This is a genomic window from Streptomyces sp. JK94, from assembly GCF_053613315.1.
The window spans coordinates 61,747-78,184 of record NZ_JBSICH010000020.1 but is presented as its reverse complement, the minus strand read 5'-3'; the positions used below and the strand labels follow the sequence as shown (position 1 = coordinate 78,184).

The window sequence follows — 16,438 nt, the reverse complement described above, 5'->3', positions numbered from 1 at the left end:
ACGCGGCGCCCGGGGAGGACGCGCGGCGCCCCGGGCGGGAGAGCAGCGCCCGGGGCGCGGGCGCGGTGCCCAGTGCCGCGAAAGGGAGGCGCGGCGGGAGCGCGAGCACCACCGGCCACCGGCACCGAGCCAGCCGCCCCCCGTCCACCTGGCCCCCGCCCACCTGGTCACCGGCACCGAGCCACCCGCCCCACCGCGTCGAACAACCCGCCCGCACCACTCAGCCCCGGGACAAACGCCCCTCACCCCCCGCCCACCTGGCCACCGCGTCGAACAACCCGCTCCCACCACTACGCCCCGGACAAGCGCCCCTCACCGCCCCCCGCCCTACCGTGGACCCCGCACCCCCGTACACACCCCAACGCGGAAGGGCCGGGACTCGACATGACTTCCACCCACGCCTTCTGGCTCGCCGGCCGCCAGGCCACCGGCGAGGCCGGCTTCGACGTCACGTCCCCCTGGGACGGCAGCAAGGTAGGCACGGTGAGCCTGCCGACCGACGCCCAGGTCGAGGAGGCCGTGGCCGCCGCGTACGCCGTACGGGAGGAGTTCGCCGCCACCCCCGCCCACGTCCGCGCCGCCGCCCTGGACCACGTCAGCCGGTGCCTGGCCGAGCGCACCGAGGAGATCGCGCGGCTGATCTCGGCCGAGAACGGCAAGCCGATCAAGTGGGCCCGCGGCGAGGTCGGCCGAGCGGTGTCCGTCTTCCGCTTCGCGGCCGAGGAGGCCCGCCGCTTCAACGGCGGCGAGGCGCAGCGCCTGGACACCGACCCGGGCGGCCAGGGACGGCTCGCGCTCACCCGCCGCTTCCCCAAGGGCGTCGTGCTCGGCATCGCGCCGTTCAACTTCCCGCTGAACCTGTGCGCCCACAAAATCGCCCCCGCGATCGCCGCCGGCGCGCCGATCATCCTGAAGCCCGCGCCCGCCACCCCGCTCTCCGGCCTGGTCCTCGGCGAGCTGCTCGCGGAGAGCGAGCTGCCCGCCGGTTCCTGGAGCATCCTCCCGGTGCCCAACGACAGGATGCCCGCGCTCGTCCAGGACGAGCGGCTGCCGGTCATCTCCTTCACCGGGTCCGAGACGGTCGGCTACGCGATCATGGACTCGGTGCCGCGCAAGCACTGCACCCTGGAACTGGGCGGCAACGGCGCGGCCGTCGTCCTCGGCGACTGGGCGAGCGACGAGGACCTGGACCGGGCCGCGAACCGCATCGCGACCTTCTCCAACTACCAGGGCGGCCAGTCCTGCATCTCCGTGCAGCGCGTGATCGCCGACGCCGCCGTGTACGACCGTCTGCTGCCGCGTGTCGTCGCCGCCGTCGAGGCCCAGGTGACGGGCGACCCGGGCGACGACAGGACCGACGTCGGTCCGCTGGTCAGCGAGGACGCGGCCAAGCGCGTCGAGGCGTGGGTGCGGGAGGCCGTGGAGGCCGGCGCCACGCTGCGGACCGGCGGCCGGCGCGACGGCGCCACGTACGCGCCGACCGTGCTCACCGACCTCCCGGCCGGCACCACCCTCGCCCGTGAGGAGGTCTTCGGCCCCGTCCTCAGTGTCCAGAAGGCGGACGGCGAGGCCGAGGCCTTCGCGGCCGTCAACGACTCCAAGTACGGCCTCCAGGCGGGTGTCTTCACCCACGACCTCCAGGCCGCCTTCCGTGCCCACCGGGCCCTGGAGGTCGGCGGTGTCGTCGTCGGCGACGTGCCCTCCTACCGCGCCGACCAGATGCCCTACGGCGGCGCCAAGCAGTCCGGCGTGGGCCGCGAGGGCGTCAGGTTCGCGATGGAGGACTACACCTACGAGCGGGTGCTGGTCCTGACGGGCCTCGCCCTCTGACGCACCGTCGAGACCGGCGGCCCGAGCCCACTGTGCGGGGGCTCGGGCCGCCGGTGTTCCGGCCGCCGAAGGCCGGCCCTGCGGGGAGCGGGACCCGCTGCCTCCCCCGAGCAGGCCCCTCGGCCTCACGCGGGCGTGCTCCCCGCTCCGTTCGGCACGCGCCCGCGGCGGCCCGCCGCCCTGGCGCGGCGGGAAGCCGTCGATGACGATCGGGGCACGGGCGCGGGCACGGGCACGGGGAGGCACCCGCCGTGCGGGCGCCTCGGCACCGCGAGGGGCAGCGCGGTCAGGGTGCAGGCGCGCAGCCGGGCCCGCGCCGCAGCCCCGCGACACGCGAGCCGCGACGAACGCGCCGCCCGGCCACCAGCGGGTGTCCCGGGCAGGGGGCCGAAGAGCGCCGTCCCGGGCAGGTGGGGTACCGAGGACCCGACGCCGCTCCGCCGGCCCGGGACGCCGGCCCGGGACGCCGGCCCGGGGCCGGGCGCCGGCGGCCACCGGCGCCCGGCCCCTGCGTGCCGGCTTCTCCGGCCCCTCAACCGGAGAAGCCGGCGTGCGCGAGCCGCAGGGAGCCGCGCAGCCTGATGCGGAGATCGCGCACGCCCTCGGCGGTCAGCGCGCCACGGAGCTCCACGTAGTCGTACGGCCCCGGGGTGGGCGCCGGGGGTGACAGCACCACCGGCGCCGCCCCGCCGTCGAGGACGACCTCCGCGGTGCCCTCGCCCGCCACGGTCACGGTGACTTCGGTGACCCCGGCGCCGAAGTCGCAGTCCCGGTAGAGCAGTTCACCCGTGCGCCCGGCCACCGGCGTCACCGCGTCGCCCGCGGTCCTCGTCCGGTCGACGATCTCCGTGCCGCTCTGCTCGTCGAAGCCGGCCGCCTCCAGCCCGCGTGCGCGCACCGGACGCGGTGCGGCGGGCTCGCCCTCCAGGGTCACGGTCGCCGTCAGACGGACGTCCTCGCTGGACGCGCCCACCAGCAGGGCGTACGGCCCCGGCTCCACCCGCCAACGGTCGTGCGCCACGTCCCAGAACGCGAGCGCGGACAGCGGGACGTCGAAGGACACGTGCGCCGTGGCGCCCGGGGCGAGGGTGAGCCGGCGGTGGGCCAGCAGCTCGCGGCGCGGACGCGGGACCGACGGTGCCTCGGCCCGGACGTAGAACTGGGCCACCTCGTCGGCGGTGACGTCCCCCGTGTTGGTGACGGTGAAGGACACGGACACCTTCCCGTCCCCCACCCGCGCCGAGAGGTCCGCGTAGGAGAAGGAGGCGTACGACAGGCCGTGTCCGAAGGGGAACAGGGGCGTCCCCTCGAAGTACAGGTAGGTCTGCCGGCCGCCGATCACGTCGTAGTCGAGGAGGCCGGGCAGGTCGGCGTCGTCGGCGTACCAGGTCTGCGGAAGGCGCCCGGCCGGGGACACGTCGCCGGCGAGGACCCGGGCGAGCGCGGTGCCGGCCGCCTGGCCGCCGTGCGCGGTCCACAGCACCGCCGGGAGCGCCTGCGCATCGACGGCGTACGGATAGGCGGACGTCAGCGTCAGCACCGTGGCCGGGTTGGCGGCGCGGGCCGCGCGCAGCAGCCGTTCCTGGTGGGCGGGCAGCCGCAGCGTCGCACGGTCCTCGGTCTCCCGGCCGTTGATGTGCGGGTCGTTGCCCGCCACCACCACGACCACGTCCGCCCCGGCGGCCACCCGCGTCACCGCGTCCTCACCGCGCTCGGCGACGACCAGCTCGAAGACCTCGCAGTCCGCGTCGTCCGTGTCGTCCGCGGCAACCTTCACGCCGTCGGCGGCGACACGGACGGGACGACCCGTTCCCGTGTGCCGGAGGAGGTGCCCGCCCCCGTGCGGTTCCAGGCGGAACGTCTCCTGCACGACCCAGCCGCCGGGCTGGTCGGCGGAGGCGCGGACGAACCCGTCCTCGGCGACGGACAGGTACCGGCCGTCGGGCGCGCGCAGGGTGAGGACGCCCTCGCCCCAGTCCACCAGGGCGAGTTCGGTGCCGGTGGCGTCGGTGGTCAGCGGCGGCAGGTCGGTGCGGCCGGCCAGCAGGGCAGGATCGAGCGCGCCCTCGGCGCCGGGCGCCCGGTCGGGGGCGTCCTGCCCCGGGACGACGTGCAGGAAGGCACCGGCGGAGGTCCTCAGCCGCACCCGGTCCACGCCCTCCGCGAAGCTCACGCGCTCGGTGCCGAACCGCTCGTACAGGCCCTCCAGCGGAGTGGAGCGGTGCAGGAGCGTGCCGCTGTACCAGTCGAGCTTGCACTCGTCGGCGAGCAGGCCGACGACGGCGACGCGGGCGTCGGGGGCCAGCGGCAGCACGCCGTCGTTCTTCAGCAGGACGACCGCCTGCTCGGCCGCCTCCCGCGCGAGGGCCCGGTGCTCCGGCGTGTCGAAGCCGCCGGCGGTGTCGGCGTTGACGGCGTGCGGGTCCTGCTCCGGATCGAACTCGCCGAGCCGGAACCGGACCGACAGCTGCCGGCGCACGGCCGCGTCCACGTCGGCCTCGGTCAGCAGTCCCTGCTCCAGGGCGTCCCGGACGCGCGCGACGATCTTCGAGGAGTCCGTGCCGTGGTCGGTGAAGCTGTCCACCCCGGCCCGCAGCGCGGCGGCGGTCGCCTCCTCGTGGGTGGCGAAGTAGTGCTCGGAGTCGACCAGGTTGGAGGGGGCGCCCGCGTCCGAGCAGACCAGGAGGTCGTCCTCGGTCCAGGTGCGCAGGTGCTCGCGCAGATGGGGACTGACGTGGTTCGGGCGGCCGTTGACCAGGTTGTACGCCGGCATCACCCCGGCCACCGCGCCCGCCTCGACCGTCTCGCGGAAGGCGCGCAGGTCGTACTCGTTCAGGACGCGCGGGCGGACGGAGGCCGAGGACGTGTCCCGGTCGGTCTCGTTGTTGTGCGCGAGCCAGTGCTTGAGGACGGGGGCGGTGCGCCAGTACGTCGGATGTCCGCCGCGCAGGCCACGAGTGTAGGCGGTGGCGATGGCGGAGGTGAGCTTCGGGTCCTCGGAGTAGCCCTCCTCGTTCCGGCCCCACAGGGGGTGGCGCAGCAGGTTCACCGTCGGGGACCACACGTTGAGGCCGACCCGTTCGTCGCGGGCGCGCATCGCCCGGACCTCCCTGGACACGGCCTCGCCGACCCGGCGCACCAGGTCCTCGTTCCAGGTCGCCCCGAGGCCCACGGCCTGCGGGAACACGGTCGCCGGGCCCATCCAGGCCACGCCGTGCAGCGCCTCCTGGCCGGTGCGGAACGCGGCGACGCCGAGCCGTTCGACGGCCGGCGCGAACTGGTGCAGGAACGCGGTCCTCTCGTCGAGCGTGAGCCGCGACAACAGGTCGTCGACGCGCTGGGCGAACGGCAGGCGCGGGTCGCGGAAAGGCGGCGTGGGCGGCGTGGATGCGGTCACGTGGAGATCCCCTTGCAATGGAGCGGCCAGGCCTTTCGAAGCGCTTCGATGCTCAGTCGCGGCAGGGGCGGGTGTCAAGACGCTTCCGTGCACCGCCTCCGACTTCTCCCCGCACCTCAGATGCCACATGAGCTGGTTCGACCGGACCTGTCCCTCCCACACCTCGGAGGAATTCCGGCATCGACTCTTGTGCACCCCCAGGCGTTCACCTAACCTCGCAGCAACATCGAAGCGCTTCGACGCCGAGGCCCGCACTCGTGGACGCCCCTTGAGGTGCGACGGAAACCGGGCATTCCTCCGACGACCGCTTCGGCTCAGCCAGTTCCACTCGAGACACCGCAGCCGACGGCCACCGCCGGGTGTCCTGGTGCGCCACGAAGGGTTGACGCAATGACGCCGAACGCCGCCTCCGGCCCCAGCCGGAGAAAGTTCCTCGCCTCCACGGCGGTCGCCACCGCAGCGGTGGCCGGAGGGATGCCGCTGCTCTCCGCCTGCGGCGGGTCCGACGGCGGCTCGCGCGACGGCACCACGTCGGGCAAGGACGCCAAGAAGCTGCTGCCGGCGTACGTGGCCAGCAACGTGGTCACCCCCGACATCCCCAGCAAGAACGGTTCCGCGGTCGGCTTCACCAGCAAGCTCGACCTCGCGGACCTGAAGACCTCGGTGCCCGAGAAGCTCGGCAAGGGCGGCAAGGTCACCGTCATGTCGCCGTTCTGGGGGTCCCCGCCCAAGGACGGCAACGCCTACTACCGGGCGATGAACGACCTCATCGGCGTCGACGTGGCCTGGCAGAACCAGGACGGCAACACCTACGACCAGAAGCTCGGTGCGGTCCTCGCCTCCAGCGAGGTGCCCGACGTGGTGGTCGTGCCCGGCTGGAACATGACGGGCAAGATCCCCAGCGCCATCATCGGCAAGTTCGCCGACCTCGGCCCGTACCTGTCCGGCGACGCGGTCAAGGACTACCCGAACCTCGCGGCGATCCCCACCGACGCCTGGCAGCGGTCCATCTTCGGCGGCAAGCTGCGCGGCCTGCCGATGCCGTCCTCGTACGTGACCGGCATCGTGCCGCTCTACCGGCGGGACGTCTTCGAGAAGGAGGGGTACGAGGTCCCCCGCTCGTGCGACGAGTTCATGGCGCTGGCCAAGGACGCCACCAGTGCCCGGGCCAAGCGCTGGGCCTGCCTGGACATGAAGTGGACCGCCTTCAACGCCTTCGGGGTGCTCTCCGGGAACGAGAAGTCCCTCGGCTGGAACGAGACCGACGGCAAGCTGGTCTACCGCATCGAGACCGACGAGTACCTCGAAGCGCTGGAGTGGACCCGCAAGCTGTTCGCCGCCGGGGTCGTGCACCCCGACGCCGAGCTGGGCAAGAGCAACGCCACCGACCCCGGCCCCAAGTTCGCCGCCGGCGAGTTCCTCATCTACAACCAGGACTCCTCGCAGTGGTGGAGCCGCACCGCCGAACAGGCAACCCAGAACCCTGAGTTCCGGATCTGGGGCATGGACATCTTCGGCCACGACGGCGGCGACCCCACGCTGTGGGCGCAGAACCCGGCCGGCATCTTCGCCTTCGTCAACAAGAAGGCGTCCGAGGCCGTCATCCGGGACGTGCTGGCCGTCGCCAACGTCACCGCGGCGCCGTACGGCACCAAGGAGTACATGGCCACCAACTACGGCGTCGAAGGCACCCACTACACCGTCAAGGACGGCGTCCCCACCAAGACCGACCAGGGCAACATCGACGTGATGAACGCCTACGTGATGGTGGCGAGCCCCGCCGCGACCATCGCCCACCCCGACTTCCCCGAGGTCGCCAAGGGACAGGTCGAGTGGCAGCAGCGCATGGGCGCCTTCACCAGGAAGCCCACCTTCTACGGCATGCAGGTCACCGAACCCGCCCGCTACACCAACCTCTCCAACGACTTCGAGCAGCTGGAGGACGACATCGTCCGCGGCCGCAAGAAGATCGGCGACATGCAGCAGGCCGTCTCCGACTGGCGGAGCAAGGGCGGCGACGAGCTGCGCGACTGGTACAAGAAGCTGCTCGACGAGAACGGCACGGCGACGGGCTGACCGGTACCGAGGCAAGGAGAACGGCCGTGTCCCACAGCACGGTGCCCCGGACCGGTGCCGAGGCCGATGCGACGAAGAAGACCCCGGTGGCGCCCGCCGACGCCACCGGCTCCCCCGAGGGGAAGCCGCACACGGAAAGGGCGAGCTTCCGGCTGAGGCTGCGGCGGGACCGCGTACTGCTGCTGATGACGCTGCCGGCCGTGCTGCTGGTGCTGCTCTTCAACTACGTACCGATCCTCGGCAACGTCGTCGCCTTCCAGGAGTACGACCCCTACGTCAGCGACAACGGGATCGTCTCCATCCTGCACAGCCCCTGGGTGGGGCTGGAGAACTTCCAGCGGATCTTCGAGGACTCCGCGTTCTGGAACTCCGTGCGCAACACGCTCGTGCTGTTCCTGCTCCAGCTCGTCCTGTACTTCCCGGTGCCCATCCTGCTCGCGCTGCTCATCAACAGCGTGGTCCGGCCCCGGGTGCGGGCGCTCTCGCAGGCCATCCTCTACCTGCCGCACTTCTTCTCGTGGGTGCTGGTCATCGCCGTCTTCCAGCAGCTGTTCGGCGGGGCGGGACTGCTGTCCCAGCTGCTGCGCGACCACGGGTACGACGGGCTCAGTCTCATGACCGACCCGGACACCTTCAAGTTCCTGGTCACCGCGCAGAGCGTGTGGAAGGACGCCGGCTGGGGGATCATCGTCTTCCTCGCCGCGCTCGCCTCGGTCAGCCCCGACCTGTACGAGGCCGCCGCGATGGACGGCGCCAACCGCTGGCGCCGCATGTGGCACGTCACGCTGCCCGCGCTGCGCCCGGTCATCGCCCTGCTCTTGGTGCTGCGCGTCGGCGACGCGCTGACGGTCGGCTTCGAACAGATCCTGCTGCAACGCGACGCGGTCGGGCCGGGAGCCGCGGAGGTGCTCGACACCTTCGTGTGGTGGAACGGCGTGCGCAACCAGGACTTCGGCTACGCGGCCGCGGCGGGGCTCGTCAAGGGCGTCATCAGTCTCGGTCTGGTCCTCATAGCGAACAAGGTGGCCCACCTCATGGGCGAGCAGGGGGTGTACAAGAAGTGACCGCCGTGCAAGAGGCGACCGCGGCGCACCGGACGGCCGCCGTGACCGACCGACCTCCGCGCGGGCCCGGCCGGTGGGCGGCCCCGCCCCGGCCGGTGTGGGAGGAGAAGCCCAGCCGCGCCGGACTCGCCGCCAAGGGCCTGGTCCTGCTCCTGGCCTGCCTGGCGATCCTGTTCCCGCTGTGGATCGTCGTCGTCACCAGCATCTCCACGCGCAAGGCCATCGACGAGGCCGGCGGCCTGGTGATGATCCCGACGGACATCACCTTCGTCGCCTACCAGGAACTGCTCAGCGGCGGCCAGGTCACCCGCGCCGCGCTCGTCAGCATCGGCGTCACGCTGGTGGGCACCCTGTTCTCGATGGCGGTGTCCGTGCTGTGCGCCTACGGACTGTCCCGCAGCGGCTCCCTCGGCCACCGCTGGATCCTCATGCTGCTGCTCGCCACGATGTTCTTCAGCGCGGGCCTCATCCCCACCTACCTGCTGGTGCAGTCCCTGGGCCTGACCGACAGCTACCTCGCGCTGATCCTGCCCAGCGCGATCAGCGTGTTCAACATCCTCGTCCTGCGCGGCTTCTTCATGGGCATCTCGCAGGAACTCATCGACAGCGCCCGCATCGACGGCGCCGGGGACCTGCGCATCCTGTGGCAGATCGTGCTGCCGCTGTCCCGCGCGGTCGTCGCGGTGATCACGCTGTTCTACGCCGTCGGCTACTGGAGCGCCTGGTTCAACGCCTCCCTGTACCTGAACGACCAGGACATGCTGCCCCTGCAGAACGTCATGATCCAGCTGGTGCAGAAGCAGGAGGCACCGGTCGGCCTCGGCCAGGCGATCAAGACGGGTGAGCTGTCGGGCCTGGCCGTGCAGATGGCCGTGATGGTCATGGCCCTGCTGCCGGTGGCCGTGCTGTCCCCCTTCGTCCAGCGCCACTTCAAGAAGGGGATGCTCACCGGGGCGGTGAAGGGCTGATGCCGAACCTGTCGGACACCACCCGCCACCGCGTCCTCTACGGCGGCGACTACAACCCCGAGCAGTGGCCGGAGGAGACCTGGCACGAGGACGTCCGCCTGATGAGGGCCGCCGGCGTCAACTCCGTCACCCTCGGCGTCTTCTCCTGGTCGAAGCTCGAACCGCGCCCCGGCGCCCTCGACTTCGGCTGGCTGGACCGCCTGATGGACCTGATGCACACCCACGGCATCGGCGTCGTCCTCGCCACCCCCACCTCCTCGCCCCCGCCCTGGCTGGGCCACCTCCACCCGGACACCCTGCCCCGCGACGAGGACGGCCGCACGGAGTGGTGGGGCGGCCGGCAGCACTTCTCGCACTCCAGCACCACCTACCGCCACCACGCGGCCGCCGTCACCGAGGCCCTGGCCGCCCGCTACGCCGGCCACCCCGCGCTCACCATGTGGCACATCAACAACGAGTACTGCACGTACGACTACGGCGACGAGGCCGCCACCCGCTTCCGGCGCTGGCTCCAGCACCGGTACGGCACGCTCGACGCCCTCAACACCGCCTGGGGCACCGCCTTCTGGAGCCAGGGCTACGGCGACTGGGCGGAGGTCCTGCCGCCCCGCCGCGCCCACTACCTGAAGAACCCCACCCAGCTCCTCGACTTCCGGCGCTTCACCTCCGACATGCTCCTGGAGTGCTACGTCGCCGAACGCGACATCGTCCGCCGCCACACCCCGCACCTCCCGGTCACCACCAACTTCATGCCGCTGTGGTCCGGCCAGGACGCCTGGCGCTGGGCCGAGGAGGAGGACGTCGTCTCCGTCGACCTCTACCCCGACCCGCGCGACCCCCTCGGCGCCCAGCACGGCGCGCTGGTCCAGGACATGACCCGCTCCCAGGCACGCGGCCCGTGGATGCTCATGGAGCAGGCCGCCGGGCCCGTCAACTGGCGCGGCGCGAACCACCCCAAGCCGCGCGGCCTCAACCGCCTGTGGTCCCTGCAGGCCGTGGCCCGCGGCGCGGACGCCGTCTGCTACTTCCAGTGGCGCCAGTCGAGGCAGGGCGCGGAGAAGTTCCACTCCGGGATGGTCGGTCACGCGGGGGAGGAGGGCCGTACGTACCAGGAGGTCAAGCGGCTCGGCGCCGACCTCGCGAAGCTCGGCCCGCACGTGTCCGGCACCCGCGTCCCCGCCGACGTCGCCGTCCTGCACGACTGGCACGCCTGGTGGGCCGTCGCCCAGGACGGCCGCCCCTCCTCCCGCTTCGACTACCCCGACGTCCTCCACGCGTGGCACCGAGCCCTGTGGGAGGCCCACCTCACCACCGACTTCGCCCACCCCGAACACGACCTGACCCCCTACCGGGCGGTCGTCGTGCCCCAGCTCTACGCCCTCACGGACGCGGCGACCGACAACCTCCTCGCCTACGCCCGAGGCGGCGGCACCCTCGTCTGCGGCTTCCTCACCGGCGTCGCGGACCAGGACGACCGGATCAGGCCCGGCGGCATGGACGCCCGGCTGCGCGACCTCTTCGGCATCCGCACCCTGCACGAGTGGTGGCCGCTGGAGACGGGTGAGACGGCCGCCTGCGACGGCTTCCGCGGCACCCTGTGGTCCGAGGAGATCGAACCCGACGGCACCGCCACCGAGACCGTCCCCTACCGGGGCGGCGAACTGGACGGGCTGCCGGCCGTCCTGCGCAAGGGCCGCGCCTGGTACCTGTCGACCCTGCCGGAACCGGAGGCGCTGCGCGACCTGCTCGCCCGCGCCGCCGCCGGCGCGGGGGCCCGGCCCGTGCTCGACGGACTCCCCGCGGGCGTGGAGGCCGTACGCCGCGGCGCGCTGCTGTTCCTTCTCCACCACGGCCGCGACGAGGTCACCGTCGACGTCCCGGGCACCCACCGCGACCTGCTGACCGACGCGACCGTCACCGACCGCGTCACCCTCGGCCGCTACGGCGTCGCGGTCCTCGCGGAGCCGGCCCCGTGAGCGGCACGCCCGAGGGCGGCCCCGCGCACGGCACCTGGGAACCCGAGCCCGCCGCCCGCTGGGAGGACGCCTTCCTGACCGGCAACGGCCACCACGGCGCCCTCGTGTTCGGCGACCCGAACGCCGACCGGGTCGTCGTCACCCACCACACCCTCGTCCGTCCGGACGGCGACGACGAGCACCGCCGCCCGCCCCGGCTCGCCCCCGGGCTCCCCGCCCTCCAGGACCGCCTGACGGCAGGCGACACGACGGCCGCCGAGGAGTTCACCGACGGCCGCCCGCTGCAATGGGTGCGCCCCTTCCACCCGGCCTTCCAACTGCGCCTGGACAGACCGTCCGGCGAGGCCCGGGCCCCCTACCGCCGCTCCGTCGACTTCACCACGGGCGAGACGACCGCCACCCGCGGCACGTGGACCAGCCGCGTCTTCGTCTCCCGCGCCGACGACGTGATCGTCCAGCGCGTCACCGCCCCGCACCTCACCCTCGACCTGTCCCTCGACCCCCGCCTGGCCGGCGCCCCCACCGGGCTCGCCGTCGGCCACGGCGCCGTCCTCACCCCCGAGGGCGCCCTGCTCAGCCTGCGGGCCCGCTACCCCGGCAGCGACCTGGCCTACACCGGCGTCACCCTGCTCGCCGTCACCGGCGGCACCACGAGACTGGTCCCCCCGGGCGTACGCGTCGAGGGCGCCACGGAGGCCCTGCTCCTCACCCGGGTGCGCCGGCACACCGGCGAGGCGGACGTCATCGCCGAGGGCCGCGCCCTGCGCGACCTGACGGAGGGCACGTCGTACGACGGCCTCCTCGACCGCCACCTGGCCCTGCACCGCACCGCCTACGACCGCGTCACCCTCGACCTCGCCGCCGACCCCGCCGAACGGGCCCTGCCGGGCTCGGCCCTGCTGACCCGCCCCGGCGGCGCGGCCCTCCTGGAGCGGCTCTTCGCCGCCGGCCGCTACCATCTGCTGTCCTCCAGCGGCCTGCTCCCGCCCCGGCTGACCGGCCTGTGGACCGGCGACTGGAACACCGCCTGGTCCGGGGCGTTCACCACCAACGCCAACCTCAACCTCCAGACCGCGTCCGCCACTGCCGCCGCCCTGCCCGAGGTCACGGAGGCCCACGCGGCCCTGGTCCACCGGCAGTTGCCGCACTGGCGGGACAATGCCCGCGCCATCTTCGGCGCCCGGGGCGTCGTGGCGCCCTCGCACACCGACGGCGAGTCCGGCCACACGTACCACTTCAGCCGCGAGTACCCGCTCCACCTGTGGACGGCGGGCGCCGACTGGCTGCTCAAGCCCCTCGTGGACCACGACGAGACCCGCGGCGCCCACGACCCCCGCACCACCGCCGCCCTCGCCGAAGTCGCCCTCTTCTACGAGGACTTCCTCACCCGGACCGACCAGGCGGGCCGGGTGGTGGTCGTCCCCTCCTACTCGCCCGAGAACCGCCCCGCCAACGCCGGCTGGGGCAGCGTCAACGCGGCCATGGACCTCTCCGCCGCCCGGCACGCCCTGCTGACCGCCGCCGACCGCCACCCCGAGCACGCCGACCGCTGGCGAGCCCTGGCCGACCGCCTCCCACCGCACCGGACCAACGCCGACGGCGCCCTCGCCGAATGGGCGTGGCCCGGCCTGGAGGACACCTACGACCACCGCCACCTGAGCCACCTCTACGGCGTCTGGCCCCTCGACGAGATCAACCCCTACGACACCCCCGGCCTCGCCGCAGCCGCCCACCGGGCCCTCGAACTGCGCGGCGCCGAGAACGACTCGGCCCACGGACACCTCCACCACGCCCTGGTCGCCGCCCGCCTCCGGGACGCCGAACGGGTCGCCCACGCCCTCGCCCGGGTGCTCGACGGCGACTACTTCCACACGTCCCTGATGAGCGCGCACTACCCCCACCGCGACGTCTACAACGCGGACGCCGCGCACGCGCTCCCGGCCGTGCTCGTCGAGATGCTCGTGCAGTCCACACCCGGCCGGCTGGTCCTGCTGCCGGCCCTCCCCGCGTCCTGCCCGCGGGGCGGACTCACCGGCGTCCGCACCCGCTTCGGGGCGGAACTCGACCTGACCTGGACTCCCGACGGGGAGGCGAGGGCCGTCCTGCGCCCCGGCCGCACGCTCCGCGTCGAACTCCGGACCCCCTCCGGCGCCGAACCGCTCGACCTGGTCGCCGGAGAGGACCGCGTCGTCACCGTCACCCGAGCGGGTGCCGCGGCGCGGTAGCCCCGCACCTCCCCCCACCCATGGAAGGAACCCCATGGCACCACGCACCCGCACCCCGCGCACCCTGGCCGCTCTGCTCGCCCCGGCCCTCGCCCTCGGCGCCACCGTCGGCCTCGCCGCCGCCCCCGCCCAGGCCGCGGTCTGGAACTCCTGCGACCAGTGGGGCAACACGAGCCTGAACGGCTACACCCTCTACAACAACATCTGGGGCTCCGGCGCCGGCAGCCAGTGCGTCTGGGCCGACTCCGGCACCCGCTGGGGCGTGTGGGCCAACCACCCGAACACCGGCGGCATCAAGTCCTACCCGAACGCCAAGAAGGTGATCAACAAGCCGATCACCTCCATCGGCTCGCTCACCAGCTCCTACAACGTCACGGTCCCGTCGTCCGGCGCGTACAACACGTCGTACGACATCTGGGACACGGACTACGACTACGAGATCATGCTCTGGGTCAACCACAACGGCGCCGTGGGCCCGCTCGGCAGCCCTCAGGGGACGGCCACCCTCGGCGGCCACACCTGGAACGTCTTCAAGGGCAGCAACGGGGCCAACGAGGTCTTCTCGTTCCAGCGCACCTCGGACTCGAACTCCGGCACCGTCGACATCCTGCCCGTCCTGAAGTGGATCAAGGACACCAAGGGCTGGATGGGCAACGAGACCATCGGTGACGTGCAGTTCGGCTACGAGATCACCTCGTCCGCCGGCGGCCTGGACTTCCGCACCAACGACCTGACGGTCAGCGGCGGCTGATCCGGCGCGCGCCACGGCCCGGGGGCCGGCCCCGCCCGGGACCGGCCCCTTCGCCTACCGCGCCGCGACAATGGGCAGCCGTGCCCCGTCCCGCAGGAACAGCGGGATGCGGTCCAGGGGCGCGTCGACCGTCACGGCCGCCCCGCCCTCGTACGTCTCACCCGTCCACGCGTCCGTCCACCGCGCGCCCGCCGGAAGGTACGCGGTCCGGACCGTGGCGCCCGCCGTCAGCACCGGTGCGACCAGCAGGTCCCGGCCGAAGAGGTACGCGTCGTCCACCTGCCAGGCCGCCTGGTCGTCGGGGAACTCCAGGAACAGCGGCCGCATCACCGGCAGCCCCTCCTCGTGCGCCTCGCGCATGACGCCGAGGACGTACGGCTTCAGCCGCTCGCGCAGCCGCAGGTACTTCTCGAGGACGGGGTACGCCTCCTCCCCGTACGACCACACCTCGTTCGGGCCGCCGGTCATGTCCGGGCCCAGTGGCATGCCCGGGTCGCGGAAGCCGTGCAGGCGCATCAGCGGGGACAGCGCGCCGAACTGGAACCAGCGGACCATCACCTCGCGGTACGCCGGATCGTCCGGGTCCCCGCCGTGGAAGCCGCCGATGTCCGTGTTCCACCAGGGGATGCCGGAGAGCGCGGTGTTCAGGCCGGCCGCGATCTGGCGGCGCAGGGTCGCGAAGTCGGTGCCGATGTCGCCGGACCACAGGGCCGCGCCGTGGCGCTGACTGCCCGCCCACGCCGAGCGGTTGAGGGTGATCACCTCGTCCACGCCGGCGGCGCGCAGACCTTCGTCGAAGGTGCGGGAGTTCTCCGCCGGGTAGAGGTTGCCGACCTCCAGGCCCGGGCCCGCCCAGTAGCGCAGGTTCTCCGGGAAGCCGGGCTTCAGCTCGGGCTCGCAGGCGTCCAGCCAGAAGGCCGTGATGCCGTACGGGTCGAGGTAGTTCTCCTTGACCTTCGACCACACGAAGGCGCGGGCCTCGGGGTTGGTGGCGTCGTAGAAGGCCACCTGGACCGTCGACGCCACCTCCTTGTCCGGCCAGTCCGCGTGCGCCAGTGGGCCGTACTGCGTGCCGATGAAGTGGCCGCGCTGCTCCATCACCGGGTGGTTCTCGCTCAGCGGGGACACCGACGGCCAGACGCTGACCACCAGTCTGACGCCCAGCTCGTCCAGCTCGCGGACCATCGCCGCCGGGTCCGGCCACTCGGCCGGGTCGAACTTCCACTCGCCCAGGTGCGTCCAGTGGAAGAAGTCGCAGACGATCGCGTCGATCGGCAGCCCGCGCCGCCTGTACTCCCGGGCCACGGCGAGGAGTTCGTCCTGCGTGCGGTAGCGCAGCTTGCACTGCCAGAAGCCCGCCGCCCACGCGGGCAGCATCGGCGTGCGGCCGGTCACCGCGCTGTAGCGGCGCTGCGTGTCGGCCGGGGTGCCGGCGGTGATCCAGTAGTCGATCTGGCGGGCCGAGTCGGCGACCCAGCGGGTGCCGTTGTGCGCCAGCTCCACGCGGCCGATCGCCGGGTTGTTCCACAGCAGCGTGTAGCCGCGGCTGGAGGTGAGGACGGGGATGGACACCTCGGCGTTGCGCTGGACCAGGTCCACGACCAGGCCCTTCTGGTCGAAGCGGCCGTGCTGGTGCTGGCCGAGGCCGTACAGCTTCTCGTCGTCGTAGGCGGCGAACCGCTGCTCCAGCCGGTGGTGGCCGTTGCCGACCGCCGTGTACAGGCGGGGGCCGGGCCACCAGAAGTGGGCGCGCTCCTCGGCCAGCAGCTCACCGCCGTCGGCGGTGCGCACGAAACGCACCTGTCCCTCGGGACCGACCTCCACGGTCAGCGCCCCCACGGTCAGCGACCCGTGCCCGTCCTCGATCTTGACGGTGCTCCCGGTCGCCGGGGCCTCGGGCAGCAGGGCGCCCGGCAGCCCCTCCAGCACCGGCCCGCCGAGCCGGGCGCGGACCCGTACCGCGTCCGGCCCCCACGCCTCGATCCGGAGAGTTTCCTGACGTCCGCTCCACTCCAGCGCGCCGTCCCGCTCACGGAACGTGCCGACGGTGGGGGAGGACTGGGCGAGGCCGACCTTGGGCTGTTTCTCGGCAGGCTGGTTCACGAGGCAGGCTCCAGGGAGTGCGGGAGAACGCGGACATGGCGGTGCCCT

The 16,438-nt window shown here is 73.0% G+C and carries 9 protein-coding genes; 7 read left to right on the top strand and 2 right to left on the bottom strand.

Features of this window, described 5'->3' with window-relative positions:
• Window positions 1-384: 384 nt before the first annotated feature.
• Window positions 385-1,830: an aldehyde dehydrogenase family protein gene (locus ACVV2G_RS19535; RefSeq protein WP_453844018.1), complete on the top strand. Its 1,446-nt coding sequence runs from the start codon at window positions 385-387 to the stop codon at window positions 1,828-1,830.
• 532 nt (window positions 1,831-2,362) lie between these two features.
• Here ACVV2G_RS19535 and ACVV2G_RS19530 read toward each other — a convergent pair.
• A complete protein-coding gene (locus ACVV2G_RS19530) occupies window positions 2,363-5,227 on the bottom strand; it encodes a glycoside hydrolase family 3 C-terminal domain-containing protein (RefSeq protein WP_453844017.1) in 2,865 nt (954 codons plus the stop codon).
• A gap of 390 nt (window positions 5,228-5,617) precedes the next feature.
• Between ACVV2G_RS19530 and ACVV2G_RS19525 the strand changes: the two genes are divergently transcribed.
• From ACVV2G_RS19525 to ACVV2G_RS19500, 6 genes are read left to right on the top strand one after another with little or no spacing between them, the layout of a single operon-like run.
• Window positions 5,618-7,303 (top strand): extracellular solute-binding protein, encoded by a 1,686-nt coding sequence (locus ACVV2G_RS19525; protein WP_453844015.1) that lies wholly within the window; start codon window positions 5,618-5,620, stop codon window positions 7,301-7,303.
• Between the two features lie 26 nt (window positions 7,304-7,329).
• Complete coding sequence (locus tag ACVV2G_RS19520; RefSeq protein WP_453844014.1) at window positions 7,330-8,367, top strand: ABC transporter permease; 1,038 nt, start codon at window positions 7,330-7,332, stop codon at window positions 8,365-8,367.
• Window positions 8,364-9,335, top strand: a complete 972-nt coding sequence (locus tag ACVV2G_RS19515) for a carbohydrate ABC transporter permease (RefSeq protein ID WP_453844013.1) — start codon at window positions 8,364-8,366, stop codon at window positions 9,333-9,335. Before ACVV2G_RS19520 ends, ACVV2G_RS19515 begins: the two co-directional genes overlap by 4 nt.
• Window positions 9,335-11,311: a beta-galactosidase gene (locus ACVV2G_RS19510; RefSeq protein WP_453844012.1), complete on the top strand. Its 1,977-nt coding sequence runs from the start codon at window positions 9,335-9,337 to the stop codon at window positions 11,309-11,311. The genes ACVV2G_RS19515 and ACVV2G_RS19510 overlap by 1 nt, the downstream gene beginning before the upstream one ends.
• The gene (locus ACVV2G_RS19505) at window positions 11,308-13,536 is read left to right on the top strand and encodes a glycosyl hydrolase family 95 catalytic domain-containing protein (RefSeq protein WP_453844011.1); all 2,229 of its coding nucleotides are present in this window, start codon (window positions 11,308-11,310) and stop codon (window positions 13,534-13,536) included. Before ACVV2G_RS19510 ends, ACVV2G_RS19505 begins: the two co-directional genes overlap by 4 nt.
• 34 nt (window positions 13,537-13,570) lie before the next feature.
• The gene (locus ACVV2G_RS19500; RefSeq protein WP_453844010.1) at window positions 13,571-14,287 is read left to right on the top strand and encodes a glycoside hydrolase family 12 protein; all 717 of its coding nucleotides are present in this window, start codon (window positions 13,571-13,573) and stop codon (window positions 14,285-14,287) included.
• A gap of 54 nt (window positions 14,288-14,341) precedes the next feature.
• Here ACVV2G_RS19500 and ACVV2G_RS19495 read toward each other — a convergent pair whose 3' ends face one another.
• On the bottom strand, window positions 14,342-16,390 hold the full coding sequence (locus tag ACVV2G_RS19495; protein WP_453844009.1) for a glycoside hydrolase family 31 protein: 2,049 nt from the start codon (window positions 16,388-16,390) through the stop codon (window positions 14,342-14,344).
• Between the last annotated feature and the right edge of the window lie 48 nt (window positions 16,391-16,438).

Excerpts from the sequence above, each read along its gene's own strand:
- ACVV2G_RS19535 (WP_453844018.1), top strand. The coding sequence starts at position 385 with ATGACTTCCACCCACGCCTTCTGGCTCGCCGGCCGCCAGGCCACCGGC.
- ACVV2G_RS19525 (WP_453844015.1), top strand. The coding sequence starts at position 5,618 with ATGACGCCGAACGCCGCCTCCGGCCCCAGCCGGAGAAAGTTCCTCGCC.
- ACVV2G_RS19510 (WP_453844012.1), top strand. The coding sequence starts at position 9,335 with ATGCCGAACCTGTCGGACACCACCCGCCACCGCGTCCTCTACGGCGGC.
- ACVV2G_RS19500 (WP_453844010.1), top strand. The coding sequence starts at position 13,571 with ATGGCACCACGCACCCGCACCCCGCGCACCCTGGCCGCTCTGCTCGCC.